At 63.0% G+C, this 12,755-nt stretch carries 12 protein-coding genes; 9 read left to right on the top strand and 3 right to left on the bottom strand.

The features are described 5' to 3' along the window. The first annotated feature begins 301 nt into the window (after nt 1-301). Complete coding sequence (locus tag AC244_RS30765; RefSeq protein ID WP_053252628.1) at nt 302-982, top strand: PQ-loop repeat-containing protein; 681 nt, start codon at nt 302-304, stop codon at nt 980-982. A gap of 60 nt (nt 983-1,042) precedes the next feature. Here AC244_RS30765 and AC244_RS30760 read toward each other — a convergent pair whose 3' ends face one another. Both AC244_RS30760 and AC244_RS30755 read right to left on the bottom strand, forming a co-directional pair. Next, on the bottom strand, nt 1,043-2,005 hold the full coding sequence (locus tag AC244_RS30760; protein ID WP_053252653.1) for an HAD family hydrolase: 963 nt from the start codon (nt 2,003-2,005) through the stop codon (nt 1,043-1,045). A 147-nt stretch (nt 2,006-2,152) separates the two neighbouring features. After that, complete coding sequence (locus AC244_RS30755; protein WP_053252627.1) at nt 2,153-3,082, bottom strand: formylglycine-generating enzyme family protein; 930 nt, start codon at nt 3,080-3,082, stop codon at nt 2,153-2,155. A 309-nt stretch (nt 3,083-3,391) separates the two neighbouring features. On the opposite strand from AC244_RS30755, the gene AC244_RS30750 reads away from it, so the two are divergent. The 8 genes from AC244_RS30750 (at nt 3,392) to AC244_RS30715 (ending at nt 11,922) form a co-directional block, all read left to right on the top strand. Next, complete coding sequence (locus AC244_RS30750; RefSeq protein ID WP_053252626.1) at nt 3,392-4,363, top strand: AAA family ATPase; 972 nt, start codon at nt 3,392-3,394, stop codon at nt 4,361-4,363. Nucleotides 4,364-4,380: 17 nt separating this feature from the next. Continuing rightward, on the top strand, nt 4,381-5,376 hold the full coding sequence (locus AC244_RS30745; RefSeq protein ID WP_082367278.1) for a DUF58 domain-containing protein: 996 nt from the start codon (nt 4,381-4,383) through the stop codon (nt 5,374-5,376). A gap of 2 nt (nt 5,377-5,378) precedes the next feature. Further along, complete coding sequence (locus tag AC244_RS30740) at nt 5,379-5,906, top strand: DUF4381 domain-containing protein (RefSeq protein ID WP_053252625.1); 528 nt, start codon at nt 5,379-5,381, stop codon at nt 5,904-5,906. After that, nucleotides 5,893-6,897 (top strand): vWA domain-containing protein, encoded by a 1,005-nt coding sequence (locus AC244_RS30735; RefSeq protein ID WP_053252624.1) that lies wholly within the window; start codon nt 5,893-5,895, stop codon nt 6,895-6,897. Before AC244_RS30740 ends, AC244_RS30735 begins: the two co-directional genes overlap by 14 nt. Then, nucleotides 6,894-8,465, top strand: coding sequence for a VWA domain-containing protein (locus tag AC244_RS30730; protein ID WP_053252623.1), 1,572 nt, complete (start codon nt 6,894-6,896; stop codon nt 8,463-8,465). Before AC244_RS30735 ends, AC244_RS30730 begins: the two co-directional genes overlap by 4 nt. Next, on the top strand, nt 8,462-9,823 hold the full coding sequence (locus AC244_RS30725; RefSeq protein ID WP_063934175.1) for a BatD family protein: 1,362 nt from the start codon (nt 8,462-8,464) through the stop codon (nt 9,821-9,823). Before AC244_RS30730 ends, AC244_RS30725 begins: the two co-directional genes overlap by 4 nt. 306 nt (nt 9,824-10,129) lie before the next feature. After that, entirely contained in the window at nt 10,130-10,666 is a 537-nt protein-coding gene (locus AC244_RS30720; RefSeq protein ID WP_053252622.1) for an L-2-amino-thiazoline-4-carboxylic acid hydrolase, read from the top strand. After that, nucleotides 10,663-11,922: a M20 family metallo-hydrolase gene (locus AC244_RS30715; protein WP_053252621.1), complete on the top strand. Its 1,260-nt coding sequence runs from the start codon at nt 10,663-10,665 to the stop codon at nt 11,920-11,922. Before AC244_RS30720 ends, AC244_RS30715 begins: the two co-directional genes overlap by 4 nt. Before the next feature lie 137 nt (nt 11,923-12,059). On the opposite strand, the gene AC244_RS30710 is transcribed toward AC244_RS30715, so the two are convergent. Then, a complete protein-coding gene (locus AC244_RS30710; protein ID WP_053252620.1) occupies nt 12,060-12,749 on the bottom strand; it encodes an isochorismatase family protein in 690 nt (229 codons plus the stop codon). Nucleotides 12,750-12,755: the final 6 nt, after the last annotated feature.

Here is a 12,755-nt window from a genome sequence, read left to right as displayed (position 1 = left end):
GCCGGAAGCGTATCGCTAACGTCTCGTCGGCCTAGGGTCCGGCGACTTCCGCCGCAACCGCCTTGTCATGGGCCGGCGGAGCGCCGCTTGACCGCCATCGCCGCAACTTGTCTGGTTTGGATAGTGCGCTATTGTTGGCTCAGCAGGGTGACACAGCCGAGATATGGCGCGCGTCGACGTTGGATTGCCGCCGATTGTAACTGTTACGTACTTCGATGCGGACGACTGCGATGCCTAGAATGCGCACGACGACATGCGGCCACAGGCCGTATCGCATGCTGAGTACAACGGAGAGATTTCTATGCGATCCTTGGACAAGACATCTCATGACCGACGCGTGGCGGCGTTCTTTTCCGCCGGGACCACTGCACTCTTTCTGACGCTGGCGAGCACGGAGCTTGCGGCAAGCGACGACAAATTGAGCGGCCTGCCCTCACTCGTCCTTGGCGGACAGACGGCCACAGCGCAGACGCTGCAATTCGAAACGCCTTTCGACAATCTCGTCAATGCCGGCAAGCTCGCGATCGTGCTCGAGAAGACGACTCTCGACGAGGTCAAGGCCGCGTTCGGAGGCAACATCCGCAGCCGGTCTGTCGAGGGCCTGTCGATCGGCTGGCTGTGCTACGAGCTTTCGACCGGTGATCTGCCCCGGCGGATCTGGTTCGTCGCCAACGGTAGAGATGCCGCAGCGCCCGCCGAAAAGCCGGTGACGTTCATCTCCACCGAAGAAGTTTCCGGCGATGCCGACAAGTGCGACACCCCAACCGTGGCGCTCGCGCCGCTGCTGCTACCGGTTCCCACTTTGAAGGACGGCACGGAAGCCCTGGAGAAACGCTTCGGTGCAGCTCCGCAGCAAGGCATGGTGCGCTACGCCCATGAGCAGCAAGGCGAGCAGAACACGATGGTCATGCAATCGCTCGTTTATCGACTGAAGGACGGCCATATCGATGGCATCGCCTTCACGCAGGTGACATCCAAATAGCAGGCATGTTGGCACCCCTCGCTGCCATGCTGGCGGCGAGGGGTATACCCGCGACGCTGTCTATTTCTCGAAAGCGTAGATCCTGTTCCAGTCGGCCTTCATGTCGACGAGGAGCCACTTTCGCTGCTCCGCCTCGGTCATCGCCTTGTCGAGCTTGCCGACATGCGACTGGCGATCGTAGGCCCATTCCCTCTCGCCGTCCGTGTGATGCACAATCATCCCGAAGCTTGGGCCTGAGCCCGACGTAACCCACCGCAGCATCTCGTAGTCACCGTCGGAATTCCCCGCGGCAAAGATCGGGCGGCGACCGATGAACTTGTTGATTCCGACCGGCTTGCCCGGGCCATCATCGATGAAATCCACCTTCGGCTCGCGCATGAGCACTGGCGTGTCGCCCTGCAGCTCATACTTGGTTGCTATGGTGCTGCCGACAACCTGTTCCGGCGGAATCCCGTACATCTGCTCGGTCATCGGCCGCATGAACTCGATGCCGCCACCCGAAACGATGTAGGTCTTGAAGCCGTTTTCCCGGAGATAGTCCAGCAACTCCCTCATTGGCAGATAGGTAATCTCGTTGTAGGGCCGGTCGAAGCGCGGGTGCTTCGCGCTCGCGAACCAATCCTTGACGATCTTTGCGAATTCGTCCGTCGTCATGCCCGCATGGGTCGCCATGGCAAGCTCGACAAGGCCTTTTTCACCTGCCGCCGCAACGCCCGCCATGTCGCCCTTGAGCAGCGACGCGAACGGTTCCTTGTCCTTCCATTCCGGGTGATCCGGAGCCATGGCCTTGATACGATCGTTGATGAACATCGCCTGGAAATAGTTCGGCTGCTCTGTCCAGAGCGTGCCGTCATTGTCGAACACGGCGATGCGGTCTGCCTCAGCGACAAAATCAGGGCCACCCTCAGTGGTCACCCGCGTCACGAAGTCGACGATGGCCGATTTCGCTTCGCTGTCGTTCCAGGAGGGAAGACCGGCTGGAGGCGCATCGGCAGCCACCACAAGCGCCGGAGCGGCCAGCATCAACGCGAGCGATGCCGCAGCACCCATAAAGGTTCGCCGCCGCCATCCCTTCCCATGCACATTCAACTCAACCGACGCGAATCGTCCTGCCGTCATAGTCATTGGGTGTCCTCCCTCAACTGAAACAAGACTATCGGAGCAAGGCGCCTAGGGCCGCCGGATGCAGCGGAAACCGATATGGGTTGTCGCCGCATTCTCCTCATGTGCATGGCGGGCTGCGGGACGATACCGCCGGCAGTAATTCGGCGCGCAGAGATGCGACCCGCCCTTCACCACCCGCCGTGCGATCAGGATTTCGGGTTGCCTCGGATCGTAACTCGCCTCGGGCCCGCCGCCACGCGGATTGGAGGGAATGCAGCAGCTTTTTTGCGCGGGTTCCGGGTGGTTGCTCGACCAGTAATCGCTCGTCCATTCCCATACATTGCCGATCATGTCGTAAAGGCCATAGCCGTTGGGTGGGAAGCTAGCGACGGGCGAGGTTCGCTCGAAGCCGTCAGGGCGCAGGTTCTCCGTCGGGAAGGCGCCGTGCCAGGTATTGGCCATGAAGCGACCTTCCGGAACCAGTTCGTCGCCCCATGCGTATTCCGCACCCTCAAGGCCTCCCTGTGCCGCAAACTCCCACTCGGCCTCCGTCGGCAGATCCTTGCCGGCCCAGGCCGCATAGGCCATGGCATCGATATAGGAGATGTGCACGACGGGATGGTCGAGCTTGCCACGAATGTTGCTTTGCCGGCCGTAGGGCCGTCGCCAATCTGCGCCGAACTTGAAATCCCACCATTGTGAGGAATCCCGACTGACGACGCGTTTGGGCGGGTCGAAGATAACCGAACCCGCCCGCATCATTTCCGGCTTGGCACCCGGATAGTCTTTCGGATCAGGAGCCTTCTCGGCGACGGTGACATAGCCGGTCGCCTCGACAAATGCGCCAAACTGCCGGTTGGTGACCGGCGTGACGTCGATCCAGAAGCCGTCGACCTTCACCGGGTGGGCAGGCGCCTCTTCGGGGTAATGACTGTCGGATCCCATGATGAAGGTGCCGCCTTCGATCCAGATCGGCTCGCGCGCGCTGATCGCCATTGGCGTTTCGTCGGGGGTCGGCCTTGCGGCTGGTGCTTGCATATGGGTTCGATCTCCCGGGCAGATGTCTCGACCATCCTGATATCCCGAAGTCTAGACGCAAACTTTCCGACTCCAAAGTACGTAACTGTTACGACGGAACATGAATTGAATTCGGGCGCCACTTGCCGCGTCTGCGGCGTGATCGGGTACAGCAATCGTCCGCTTCGTTACTGTTACGTTCTTTCCATCGGGCCACATGTAACCTTAATCTTAGCGAAGAGTTCACAAGGGCTGGCGACGCCGGGTCGGCGGCAGGGGCTAAATCTCATGGGTACACGTGACGACATCGAACAGCTCGGCAAGCGGATCGGCGAAGCCATTGTCGGCCAAGAGAGCATGATCGAGCGCCTGCTGCTCGGTCTCCTCAGCAACGGCCACCTGCTCGTCGAGGGCCTGCCCGGGCTTGCCAAGACGAGGGCGATCAAGAGCATGGCGAAGAACCTCGATGCCCAGCTATCACGCATCCAGTTCACACCGGACCTTCTGCCCTCCGATATCACCGGTTCGGAAGTCTATTTCACGGAAGGCGGCAAGGGCGAGTTCCGCTTTCAGCAAGGCCCGGTCTTCGCCAATCTCATCCTTGCCGACGAAGTAAACCGCGCACCTGCGAAAGTGCAGTCCGCCCTGCTTGAGGCGATGGAGGAGCGACAAGTCACGGTCGGCGGGGCCAGCCATGAGCTACCAGATCTCTTCATGGTCATGGCAACACAGAACCCGATCGAACAGGAAGGCACCTACCCCTTGCCGGAGGCCCAGCTCGATCGCTTCCTGATGCACATCCAGGTCGACTACCCCGACGCCAAGTCGGAGGCCGAGATCATGCGGCTGGTGCGGTCGGAAGAAACGGCCGCCGCCGCCAAGGCCAAATCCGACGAAAAGCTGGCGCAGGCCGCGGTATTTTCGGCACGCAAGGAAATCTCGGCGGTGACCGTCTCAAGCGCGATCGAGGACTACATCGTCGCCCTCGTCATGGCGACGCGCTACCCGGACAAGCTCGACAAGGACCTGGCCAAATGGATCCAGGTGGGCATCAGTCCGCGCGGTGTCATCGGTCTCGACAAGGTCTCGCGCGCTCACGCCTGGTTGAAGGGCAGAGACTTCGTAACGCCGGACGACGTGCAGGCAACCGTACACGACGTCTTCCGCCACCGGCTCGTCCTTTCCTATGAAGCCCATGCCGGCGGCACGACGGCCAACCAGGTCGTGGACCGGATCGTGCAGCAGGTCGCTGTCGCCTGAGAGATGGAGAAGGCCCGATGGCAATATCCCTGTCCGCATTCGCAAGGTCGAAGGGCATCGCCCGTCCCGGAAGAGGGGAGGCATCAGGCGCCTACACCTCCGTCGACGAACTGGTCGGCCTCGAAGCGATTGCCTGCGATCTGACCTTCCTGCGCAAGGCGCCGGTCCGGCGCTTGCTGGCCGGACGCCATGAATCGCGCATGCGCGGCCGCGGGCTTTCCTTCGAGGAGCTTCGCGGCTACCTGCCCGGCGACGATATCCGCACCATCGACTGGAGAGTGACGGCGCGGACCGGCAAGCCGGTCGTGCGGGTCTATGACGAGGAGAAGGATCGGCCAGCCCTTGTTATCGTCGACCAGCGCATCAACATGTTCTTCGGCAGCCGCCGCGCCATGAAGTCGGTCGCAGCAGCCGAGGTGGCGGCACTCTGCGCCTGGCGCATAATGGCACTCGGCGACCGGGTCGGTGGTTTCGTCTTCGGCGATGAAACCGTCGACGAGATCCGGCCCTATCGCAGCCGCGAAGCCGTCATTCGTTTTGCCGACATCATCGTTCGCCACAACACGGCGCTCACCGCTGCCTCTCAGGTATCAAGGGGCGACGAGCAACTGGACCTCGTGCTTTCGACCGTCGCCAATATCGCCAAGCATGATCATTTGATCATCGTCATCAGCGATTTCGACGGGCACGGTCTGGAAACGCGCGACATGCTGCTCAAGCTGTCGGCCCATAATGACGTGATCGCCATCCTGATCTACGACCCCTTCATGCTGGAATTGCCGCGCAAGGGCGACATCGTCGTCAGCGGCGGCGCTCAGCAGGCCGGGCTTCAATTTGGCCACGGAAACGTCCGCGAGGCGATCGACAGCTTCGCCCGCAAGCGCGGGCGTGCGCTGCAGGCATGGCAGCAGGACCTCGGCCTGCCGATGCTGCCCGTTTCTTCGGCGGAAGAGATCGCACCGCAATTGCGCAACATGCTCGGCCAATTGGCCTGGCGCCAGCGGAGACGGTAGCGATGGAAGGCGCCACGCCATCGGTCGATCCTGGGCTCGCTGCCGCGCTGCGCGGTCTTGCCGATATCGCCTTGCCGCCGCCCGTCTCCATGCTGCCGCAGACCTGGGCCTGGGCCGTGCTCACCGCGCTCGTTGTCCTGGCAATCGCCTTCGCGCTCTGGCGCTGGTATCGCTACCGTGAGATCAATCGCTACCGTCGCGAGGCGCTTGGCGAACTTCGTCTGATCGAAGAGCGCATCGGCACGGCCCAAACACGTGGCGATGCGCTCGCTGCCCTACCCGTCCTTCTCAAGCGCACCGCGCTCGCGGTCTGGCCCCGCGAGACAATTGCCAATCTGAGCGGCAGAGGCTGGACCGGCTTTCTCGACGCCCATTCCGGTGGCCCTGTCCTTCCCGAAGCTGCGGCGCGTTTCTTCGAAGAGGCGGAATACCGCGGACCGGCGGCATTGGCATCTGTTCCCGAGGCCGAAGCGAAGGCTCACGTCGCTGCGGCGCGGCACTGGATCGAGGCGCACCATGTACGTTCTTGATCAATCCTGGCTGCTCGTCCTGCTGCCGCTTCCCGTCGTCATCTGGTGGCTCTTGCCCGCCTATCGCGAGCAATCGGCGGCGGTCCGGATCCCGTTCTTCAAGGACATCACCGCGGCGGCGGGCATCGGCGCGACCGAAGGATCGGTCGTGCCCAAGTCGAATCTCGGGCAAAAGCTGATTGCGCCGATCTGTTGGGTCCTGATCGTGTTGGCGCTGGCACGGCCGCAATACATCGAACCGCCGATCGAAAAGACGGAACCGCAGCGCGATCTGATGCTGGCGATCGACCTGTCGCAATCGATGGATACGCGCGACTTTCACGATCCCGCCGGCAATCTGCAGGCCCGTGTCGATGCCGTGCACAAGGTGGTCTCCGATTTCATCGACGAGCGCCCAGACGACCGCCTCGGCCTCGTCGCCTTTGGCGACGCGCCCTACCCGCTCGTGCCGTTCACGCTCGACCACAAGACCGTCAAGGCGATGCTGGCCGACAGCCTGCCGGGCATGGCCGGGCCGCGCACCGCGATCGGCGATGCGATCGGCCTTGCAATCAAGATGTTCGACCAGAGCACGGCACCGGATAAGGTCCTGATCCTTTTGACCGACGGCAACGACACGGCAAGCAAGATGCCGCCCGACAAGGCCGCCGGCATCGCAGCCGAAAAGCACATCGTCATCCACACCGTCGGCATCGGCGATCCCAATGCGCAAGGGGAGCAGAAGCTCGACACATCGGTCCTGCAAAAGATCGCGACGGCCACGCACGGTCGCTACTTCTTCGGCCAGGACCAGGCGTCACTCCAGACCATCTACGAGCTTCTCGACCAGTTGACGCCGGCCAACCAGAAGACCCTGTCCTGGCGGCCGCGTATCGAGCTGTTCCACTATCCGCTCGGCGCGGCGTTGATCATCGTCCTCGTCTATCACGCGATCATGTGGCTGCTGTCAGCGCGTGCGGACCGGCGTCGCGAACGGGAGGCCGGAGCATGATTGCCGACTTCCATTTCCTCAGACCTCTCTGGCTGCTGGCGCTCGCAGCAGCGCCCTTGCTGGTCGTTCTGATCGGTAGACGCACCGACGTGCGCTCCCAATGGCGGGACATGATTGCGCCGCATCTTCTCGATCACCTGCTGATCGAGAAAGCCGGGAAGCGCCGCCTCCATCCCGTTCATCTGACGGCTGGCCTGATTGTGATCGCCGCGATCGCGGCTGCCGGTCCGACATGGCAGCGCGAAAAGCCACCCTTCGTCGAGGATACCGCGCCGCTGGCAATCGCGATCGACCTGACCGAAACGATGAATGCCACCGATGTTTCGCCGACGCGGCTCGAGCGGGCCAAGCTGAAGGTGCAGGACATCCTTTCGCTGCGAAAGGGTGCACGTACGGCCCTGTTTGCCTATGCCGGTACGGCTCACATGGTGCTGCCGCTCACAGACGATGCGAACCTCGTCAAGACCTATCTGGCAGCCTTGTCGCCGGGCATCATGCCGGTTGCCGGCAGGGACACCGGCAAAGCGCTGCAAGCGGTGGAAAACGCCCTTTCCGGCGAGACGGTGCCGGGCACGATCCTGTTCATGACCGATGGCATCGAGCGCACGGCGTTCGACGCCTTTGCGCAGTACAAGGGCCGCAACGACCTGATGGTGCTCGGCATCGGCACCGCCGAAGGCGGCCCGGTGAAGACCGCCGAAGGCCAGTTCCTCACCGATGCGACGGGCGCGCGCGTTCACGCAAAACTGGATATCGATGCACTGAAGGCGTTGCAGGCGGCCTCGAAGGCTGAGGTCGCGACGGTCACGCTCGACGACAGCGACGTGCGTTGGATCGTGCGGCGGATCCAGAGCAGCTTTGCGCAAAAGACCGCCGAAGGTGTGACGCGCTGGTACGACGCCGGCTGGTGGCTGACCATCCCGATCGCACTCCTCGCCGCGTTCTGGTTCCGTCGTGGCTGGACGGTGCGCTGGGCAGTCTATCTGATTGCCGTCGGCACGGTGCTATCGGGAGCAAAGGCGGAGGCAGCCGATCGCAGCTTTGCCGATCTCTGGTTCACCCCGGACCAGCAGGGCCAGCGCGCCTTCGAGCGCGGCGACTTCCAAGCGGCGGCCGGTCATTTCACCGATCCGGCCTGGCAAGGCGTCGCGGCCTATCGTATCGGGCGTTACCAGGATGCCATCGACGCCTTTGCGCGAGGCGACACGGCCGAAAGCTACTACAATCAGGGCAACGCCCTGATGCATCTCGACAAGGCTGAAGAAGCGATCGCCGCCTACCAGCAAGCCCTCAAGCGGCGCTCGGACTGGCCCGAAGCCAAGCAGAACCTGGCCGTGGCCGAGAAACGCAAGGCCGACAAGGACAAGCAGCAACAGGATGCCCAGCAGGAGGCGGCCGGGCTCGACCCCGATCAGGTCCAGTTCGACGACAAGGGAAAGCAGGGCAAGGAGGGCACAGTCCAGGGCGCGCCGCAAACCGCCGAGATGTGGATGCGCAACATCCAGGTCTCGCCCGCCGATCTGTTGGCGCGGAAATTCGCAATCGAAGCGAAGGACGCGGAACCATGAATCTTCGCATCGGGCCCATTCTCCTCGGGTTTTTCGCCCTCTGGCTGTCGCTGGCAAACGTCGCGCTTGCAGCCGAGCCATTCGCGCGCGCCACGCTCGCCACCAAGGGAACGATCTACGCCGGACAGCAGGTAGAGGTCGACGTCGATGTTTTCGCGCCAAACTACTTCCTGTCGCCGCCGCAGTTTCCCCTCTTCGACCTCCCCGGCGCCGTCGTGACGATGCCAGACGAACGCGGCCTGAACCTCAACGAAACCGTCGACGGGGTCGATTTCTCGGGTATACGCAAGACCTACGTCATTACCCCGCAGGCCGCCGGCGACTACGTGTTGCCGTCTGTCGATATCCCGTTCGGCTATGCAGCCGTCCCCGGCCAGACCACGCAAGGCCGCGTTAAACTGCCGGCGCTGCGACTGACGGTGACGGCAGTGCCTGGCGGCACGGACGGCCAGCCCGGCGTCACCGCCGCGAAAGTGACGATCACCCAGGCCTTCGACCGGGACCCGGCGAGCCTCAGCGCCGGCGATGCGCTGGTGCGCACTGTCACCGTCCGTGCGGAAGGGCTGGCGGCGATGATGATCCCCGAACCGGCGTTCGAGGCGCCGACCGGCGTGCAGGTCTATGTTCACGACCCCGTTCTCTCCGAGGACAGATTGGACCGCGGCGAATTTCGCGGCGGCGTCCGCAAAGACACGGCCACCTATGTTTTCGCAAAGGCGGGAAACTACACGATCCCCGCGATCACCGTGCAGTGGTTCGATCCGTCGCTCGGCAAGATGCAAACTGCCGAAGCAGCTGAGGCCAAGGTGTCGGTTGCAGCAGCGCCAACAAATGAGACCGCTATAGCCCCGCCTCCCCCGCCACCGGAGAAAGCACCCTTCGATTGGCAATGGTGGGGCGCGGCAGCCCTTGCCGTGACCGCGCTGGCGCTTCTGATCCGCGTTGCCGCCGGCATAGCTGGCCGTATCCAGGCGTGGTTTGACGAAACACGGATGCGTCGGGCGCAGTCCGAGCCCATGGCTTTCCATCGCGTCGATGAGGGATGCCGCAGCGGCGACGCCCGACGTTTCGAGGCGGCGATCGACGCGTGGTCGCGAAAGACGGGGAACATACCGCTAGCCCGCTGGCTCGACCGCTTCGCAGACGCTGAGACAAGGGCAGCCTTCGCCGAGCACCAGCGGTCGCTTTATCGAGAGACACAGGATGCAGCGCAAAAAGCCAATCTCCTGCCGCTCAGAACCGGCCTCCGCAAGGCCAGGCGGCTCTGGCTCGAGCAAACCTCCGACGACGAGCCGACGCCGGCCAACGAACTGCCTGACCTCAACGCGGCGCTCGGCGCCGAACTCAGGGAGGCATGAGACGAGCATCGACTTGAAGAGCGGCCTTGCCCCGCTGGCAGCTTCCGCAACTGCCCGTACAAGGAAAAAGAGCGCTCGATTGCCGCAGCGCTTGGCTAGGTCGGCATTTTCGCCAGAGGGGCGCAAACCGTTCGGAGAGCCCCGTCGAGCCAAGAATAATTCCGCGGAAAATGCGACGCGGCGCGAAATATTTGCGCAGCCGCCTTTGCGAATGGCACGGATTTGCAACACAGTGGCCCCGCTCGCGGTGTATTCTGTACCTCAATCGATCCAATCATCTGTTGGGCAGGGAGGCAGGGTATCTTCATGACGGACCAGGACAAGGCAGCAAGCGCCGCGACATCGCGAGCGGCGATGGAAGGCGAGTTGGGCATTCTCGCACGACGGCGCATCGAGGCCGGGATCATCGCGCCGATCTATGAGGCAATGCGCGAAGAGATCGGCGAGGAGCGCGCCCAGGCGATCATCGACAAGGCCGTCAGCCAGGCCGCCATCGAGGCCGGCAAGGCATTTGCGGCCAAGACGCCCGGCGGCACCAATCTGCGCACGTTCCAGGAGTTGCAGGATCTCTGGACACAGGACGATGCCCTGACGATCGAGGTGACGAAGGCGACCGACGACGAATTCCACTACAACGTCAAGCGCTGTCGATACGCCGAGACCTATCGCGAGATGGGGCTCGGCCATATCGGACACCTGCTTTCCTGCAACCGCGACGGCGTGTTCTGCACCGGCTACGATCCGCGCATCACGCTTGAGCGCACGCAAACGGTGATGCAGGGCGCGTCCCACTGTGATTTCCGCTACCGGTTGAATACTGAAGCGGCCGGAGAGCAGAAATGACCGCGGCCGGACACGCCCGCAACACCCCGGCCACCGGCACCAACATGCCTGAGATCAACGGCGACCGGCTGTGGGCGGATATCGTTTCCACGGGCCGCTTCGGTGGCACCGACAAGGGTGGTGTCACCCGGTTGACGCTGACGGAAGAGGACCGCCAGGTCCGCGACTGGTTCGTCGCAGAATGCCGTTCCCTTGGCTGCACGATCGAAATCGATCGGATCGGCAATATCTTCGCCACCTACCCTGGCGAAAACCCGTCACTGCCGCCGATCGCTGTCGGCAGCCATCTCGATACCCAGCCGCAGGGCGGCAGGTTCGACGGCATCCTGGGCGTTCTTGCCGGGCTTGAACTGATCCGCACGCTGAAAGAGACGGCAACGGTGTTGCGGCACAACCTCACGGTCGTCAACTGGACGAACGAGGAAGGTTCGCGCTTCTCACCGGCAATGATGGGTTCCGGCGTTTTCTCCGGCGCATCGCGCCTGGAAGCGATCGATGCAGTGCAGGACCAGGATGGAACGACCGTGCAAACGGCGCTCGAAACTATCGGCTATCGCGGCGAAACCCCTGTCGGGCATGTCGGTTTTGCCGCCTATATCGAGCTCCACATCGAGCAGGGCCCGCTACTGGAGGCGTCGGCAACGGAGATCGGCATCGTCACCGGCGTGCAGGGTGTGCGATGGTTCGATGTCGGCATCACAGGGACGGAAGCCCATGCGGGCAGCACACCGATGCCGCAGCGCGATGACGCGCTGGTCGCTGCCTCTCAGATCGTGCTTGCCGTGCGCGATATCGCGCGCCGACATTCCCCCGGCGTCGGCACTGTCGGCTTTGTCGCGGTCGGCCCCAATTCGCGCAATGTCGTGCCCGGCGCGGTGCAATTGCAGATCGATATGCGCCACCCATCGGAAGAAGGGCTTGACCTGATGCAGGCGGCTCTGGAGCAGGCCGTCGGCGCGATCGATGCCAAGGTTGTGCTCAATCCCATCTGGTCGAAACAACCGGTGGTCTTCGATCCCGCCATCGTCGATGCGGTGCGCGCGAGCGCCGGGGCACTCGGCTATTCCGCGACCGAGGTCGTCTCCGGCGCCGGTCACGATGCGGCCCATATTGCCGGCATCTGCCCGACCGCGATGATCTTCGTGCCATCAAAGGACGGGCTGTCGCACAACGAGGCAGAATACTCCTCGCCGGAGGAATGTGCGCGCGGTGCCGGGGTTCTGTTGCAGACCGTGCTGCAGATCGATCTGAAATAATGGCAAACGTCGCCGGCAGGGCTTCCCTGCCGGCGACGCCGATTTCAAGACTTGCTAAAGCGCATCGCGCTTTAGCTCTTGTTTTTGCGCATGTCGTGATCGCAAAACCGCTGCGCACTTTTGCGCGACACGCTGATTCAGCCGCGGCCCGAATCCAGCTGCTCGTGATCCTTCTCGACCTGTTGGGCCTTCAGGTAGCTTTCGATCAGCAGCTGATATTCCGGGAAGATCTTGGTGTAGATCTCGGCCCATTGCTGCGCATCGTCACGGTGCCAGGTCCGCTGCAGCTCGGAGGCGACGGCCGCCGTGTCCATCGGGACAACACCCGCCTGAACGACACGGGCGAGCGTGATCTCCTGTGCCATCTTCGAATAGGTGCCCGACGCGTCGACGACGGCGAAGACCTTGTAACCTTCATGCGCCGCACTGATCGCCGGAAACGCCATGCAGACGCTGGTGATGGTGCCGGCAATGATAAGCGTCTTGCGGCCCGTCGCCTTAACGGCTGCGACGAAGTCTGGATTGTCCCAGGCGTTGATCTCGCCACGACGGGCGACATAGGTGGCATGAGGCGCGTTCGCATGAATTTCCGGGATCAGTGGGCCGTTCGGACCCTGCGGCACCGACGCGGTGGTGATCACCGGCAGCTTGGCCAGCGTTGCCATGCTGGCAAGGGCTGCTGCGTGGGCGCGCAGCTTCGGCATCGGCATATCGTTGACGGTCTGGAACAGCCCGCTCTGATGGTCGATCAGAAGCATGACCGCATCGTCGGGATCGATGACCGGACGGGCGCCGTTGAAATTGGCGACGTTGTTGACGTTGGTCATGGCTTT

The sequence above is a fragment of the Ensifer adhaerens genome (assembly GCF_001270265.1).
GTDB lineage: Bacteria > Pseudomonadota > Alphaproteobacteria > Rhizobiales > Rhizobiaceae > Ensifer > Ensifer adhaerens_B.
The sequence above is the reverse complement of the archived record's forward strand: the minus strand, read 5'-3'. Positions and strand labels throughout refer to the sequence as shown.

Excerpts from the sequence above, each read along its gene's own strand:
- AC244_RS30765 (WP_053252628.1), top strand. The coding sequence starts at position 302 with ATGCGATCCTTGGACAAGACATCTCATGACCGACGCGTGGCGGCGTTC.
- AC244_RS30760 (WP_053252653.1), bottom strand. The coding sequence starts at position 2,005 with ATGCTGGCCGCTCCGGCGCTTGTGGTGGCTGCCGATGCGCCTCCAGCC.
- AC244_RS30755 (WP_053252627.1), bottom strand. The coding sequence starts at position 3,082 with ATGGCGATCAGCGCGCGCGAGCCGATCTGGATCGAAGGCGGCACCTTC.
- AC244_RS30750 (WP_053252626.1), top strand. The coding sequence starts at position 3,392 with ATGGGTACACGTGACGACATCGAACAGCTCGGCAAGCGGATCGGCGAA.
- AC244_RS30745 (WP_082367278.1), top strand. The coding sequence starts at position 4,381 with ATGGCAATATCCCTGTCCGCATTCGCAAGGTCGAAGGGCATCGCCCGT.
- AC244_RS30740 (WP_053252625.1), top strand. The coding sequence starts at position 5,379 with ATGGAAGGCGCCACGCCATCGGTCGATCCTGGGCTCGCTGCCGCGCTG.
- AC244_RS30735 (WP_053252624.1), top strand. The coding sequence starts at position 5,893 with ATGTACGTTCTTGATCAATCCTGGCTGCTCGTCCTGCTGCCGCTTCCC.
- AC244_RS30730 (WP_053252623.1), top strand. The coding sequence starts at position 6,894 with ATGATTGCCGACTTCCATTTCCTCAGACCTCTCTGGCTGCTGGCGCTC.
- AC244_RS30725 (WP_063934175.1), top strand. The coding sequence starts at position 8,462 with ATGAATCTTCGCATCGGGCCCATTCTCCTCGGGTTTTTCGCCCTCTGG.
- AC244_RS30720 (WP_053252622.1), top strand. The coding sequence starts at position 10,130 with ATGACGGACCAGGACAAGGCAGCAAGCGCCGCGACATCGCGAGCGGCG.
- AC244_RS30715 (WP_053252621.1), top strand. The coding sequence starts at position 10,663 with ATGACCGCGGCCGGACACGCCCGCAACACCCCGGCCACCGGCACCAAC.
- AC244_RS30710 (WP_053252620.1), bottom strand. The coding sequence starts at position 12,749 with ATGACCAACGTCAACAACGTCGCCAATTTCAACGGCGCCCGTCCGGTC.